This window comes from Escherichia sp. E4736, assembly GCF_005781225.1.
Classification (GTDB): domain Bacteria; phylum Pseudomonadota; class Gammaproteobacteria; order Enterobacterales; family Enterobacteriaceae; genus Escherichia.
Map to the genome: position 1 here is coordinate 1 of NZ_VATT01000024.1, position 3,058 is coordinate 3,058.

Consider the following 3,058-nt stretch of genomic DNA (forward strand, 5'->3'; position numbering starts at 1 on the left):
TCTCTCAATCCGCCAAAACATCTTCGGCGTTGTAAGGTTAAGCCTCACGGTTCATTAGTACCGGTTAGCTCAACGCATCGCTGCGCTTACACACCCGGCCTATCAACGTCGTCGTCTTCAACGTTCCTTCAGGACTCTCAGGGAGTCAGGGAGAACTCATCTCGGGGCAAGTTTCGTGCTTAGATGCTTTCAGCACTTATCTCTTCCGCATTTAGCTACCGGGCAGTGCCATTGGCATGACAACCCGAACACCAGTGATGCGTCCACTCCGGTCCTCTCGTACTAGGAGCAGCCCCCCTCAGTTCTCCAGCGCCCACGGCAGATAGGGACCGAACTGTCTCACGACGTTCTAAACCCAGCTCGCGTACCACTTTAAATGGCGAACAGCCATACCCTTGGGACCTACTTCAGCCCCAGGATGTGATGAGCCGACATCGAGGTGCCAAACACCGCCGTCGATATGAACTCTTGGGCGGTATCAGCCTGTTATCCCCGGAGTACCTTTTATCCGTTGAGCGATGGCCCTTCCATTCAGAACCACCGGATCACTATGACCTGCTTTCGCACCTGCTCGCGCCGTCACGCTCGCAGTCAAGCTGGCTTATGCCATTGCACTAACCTCCTGATGTCCGACCAGGATTAGCCAACCTTCGTGCTCCTCCGTTACTCTTTAGGAGGAGACCGCCCCAGTCAAACTACCCACCAGACACTGTCCGCAACCCCGATTAGGGGTCTACGTTAGAACATCAAACATTAAAGGGTGGTATTTCAAGGTCGGCTCCATGCAGACTGGCGTCCACACTTCAAAGCCTCCCACCTATCCTACACATCAAGGCTCAATGTTCAGTGTCAAGCTATAGTAAAGGTTCACGGGGTCTTTCCGTCTTGCCGCGGGTACACTGCATCTTCACAGCGAGTTCAATTTCACTGAGTCTCGGGTGGAGACAGCCTGGCCATCATTACGCCATTCGTGCAGGTCGGAACTTACCCGACAAGGAATTTCGCTACCTTAGGACCGTTATAGTTACGGCCGCCGTTTACCGGGGCTTCGATCAAGAGCTTCGCTTGCGCTGACCCCATCAATTAACCTTCCGGCACCGGGCAGGCGTCACACCGTATACGTCCACTTTCGTGTTTGCACAGTGCTGTGTTTTTAATAAACAGTTGCAGCCAGCTGGTATCTTCGACTGATTTCAGCTCCACGAGCAAGTCGCTTCACCTACATATCAGCGTGCCTTCTCCCGAAGTTACGGCACCATTTTGCCTAGTTCCTTCACCCGAGTTCTCTCAAGCGCCTTGGTATTCTCTACCTGACCACCTGTGTCGGTTTGGGGTACGATTTGATGTTACCTGATGCTTAGAGGCTTTTCCTGGAAGCAGGGCATTTGTTGCTTCAGCACCGTAGTGCCTCGTCATCACGCCTCAGCCTTGATTTTCCGGATTTGCCTGGAAAACCAGCCTACACGCTTAAACCGGGACAACCGTCGCCCGGCCAACATAGCCTTCTCCGTCCCCCCTTCGCAGTAACACCAAGTACAGGAATATTAACCTGTTTCCCATCGACTACGCCTTTCGGCCTCGCCTTAGGGGTCGACTCACCCTGCCCCGATTAACGTTGGACAGGAACCCTTGGTCTTCCGGCGAGCGGGCTTTTCACCCGCTTTATCGTTACTTATGTCAGCATTCGCACTTCTGATACCTCCAGCATGCCTCACAGCACACCTTCACAGGCTTACAGAACGCTCCCCTACCCAACAACACATAGTGTCGCTGCCGCAGCTTCGGTGCATGGTTTAGCCCCGTTACATCTTCCGCGCAGGCCGACTCGACCAGTGAGCTATTACGCTTTCTTTAAATGATGGCTGCTTCTAAGCCAACATCCTGGCTGTCTGGGCCTTCCCACATCGTTTCCCACTTAACCATGACTTTGGGACCTTAGCTGGCGGTCTGGGTTGTTTCCCTCTTCACGACGGACGTTAGCACCCGCCGTGTGTCTCCCGTGATAACATTCTCCGGTATTCGCAGTTTGCATCGGGTTGGTAAGTCGGGATGACCCCCTTGCCGAAACAGTGCTCTACCCCCGGAGATGAATTCACGAGGCGCTACCTAAATAGCTTTCGGGGAGAACCAGCTATCTCCCGGTTTGATTGGCCTTTCACCCCCAGCCACAAGTCATCCGCTAATTTTTCAACATTAGTCGGTTCGGTCCTCCAGTTAGTGTTACCCAACCTTCAACCTGCCCATGGCTAGATCACCGGGTTTCGGGTCTATACCCTGCAACTTAACGCCCAGTTAAGACTCGGTTTCCCTTCGGCTCCCCTATTCGGTTAACCTTGCTACAGAATATAAGTCGCTGACCCATTATACAAAAGGTACGCAGTCACCCCATAAAAGAGGCTCCCACTGCTTGTACGTACACGGTTTCAGGTTCTTTTTCACTCCCCTCGCCGGGGTTCTTTTCGCCTTTCCCTCACGGTACTGGTTCACTATCGGTCAGTCAGGAGTATTTAGCCTTGGAGGATGGTCCCCCCATATTCAGACAGGATACCACGTGTCCCGCCCTACTCATCGAGCTCACAGCATGTGCATTTTTGTGTACGGGGCTGTCACCCTGTATCGCGCGCCTTTCCAGACGCTTCCACTAACACACACACTGATTCAGGCTCTGGGCTGCTCCCCGTTCGCTCGCCGCTACTGGGGGAATCTCGGTTGATTTCTTTTCCTCGGGGTACTTAGATGTTTCAGTTCCCCCGGTTCGCCTCATTAACCTATGGATTCAGTTAATGATAGTGTGTCGAAACACACTGGGTTTCCCCATTCGGAAATCGCCGGTTATAACGGTTCATATCACCTTACCGACGCTTATCGCAGATTAGCACGTCCTTCATCGCCTCTGACTGCCAGGGCATCCACCGTGTACGCTTAGTCGCTTAACCTCACAACCCGAAGATGTTTCTTGCGATTCATCATCGTGTTGCGAAAATTTGAGAGACTCACGAACAACTTTCGTTGTTCAGTGTTTCAATTTTCAGCTTGATCCAGATTTTTAAAGAGCAAA

1 rRNA gene is annotated in these 3,058 nt (G+C 52.6%); it reads right to left on the minus strand.

Annotated elements, in window-relative coordinates:
* Positions 1-33: 33 nt before the first annotated feature.
* Positions 34-2,936: ribosomal RNA gene (locus tag FEK46_RS15865) — 23S ribosomal RNA — on the minus strand.
* Positions 2,937-3,058: the final 122 nt, after the last annotated feature.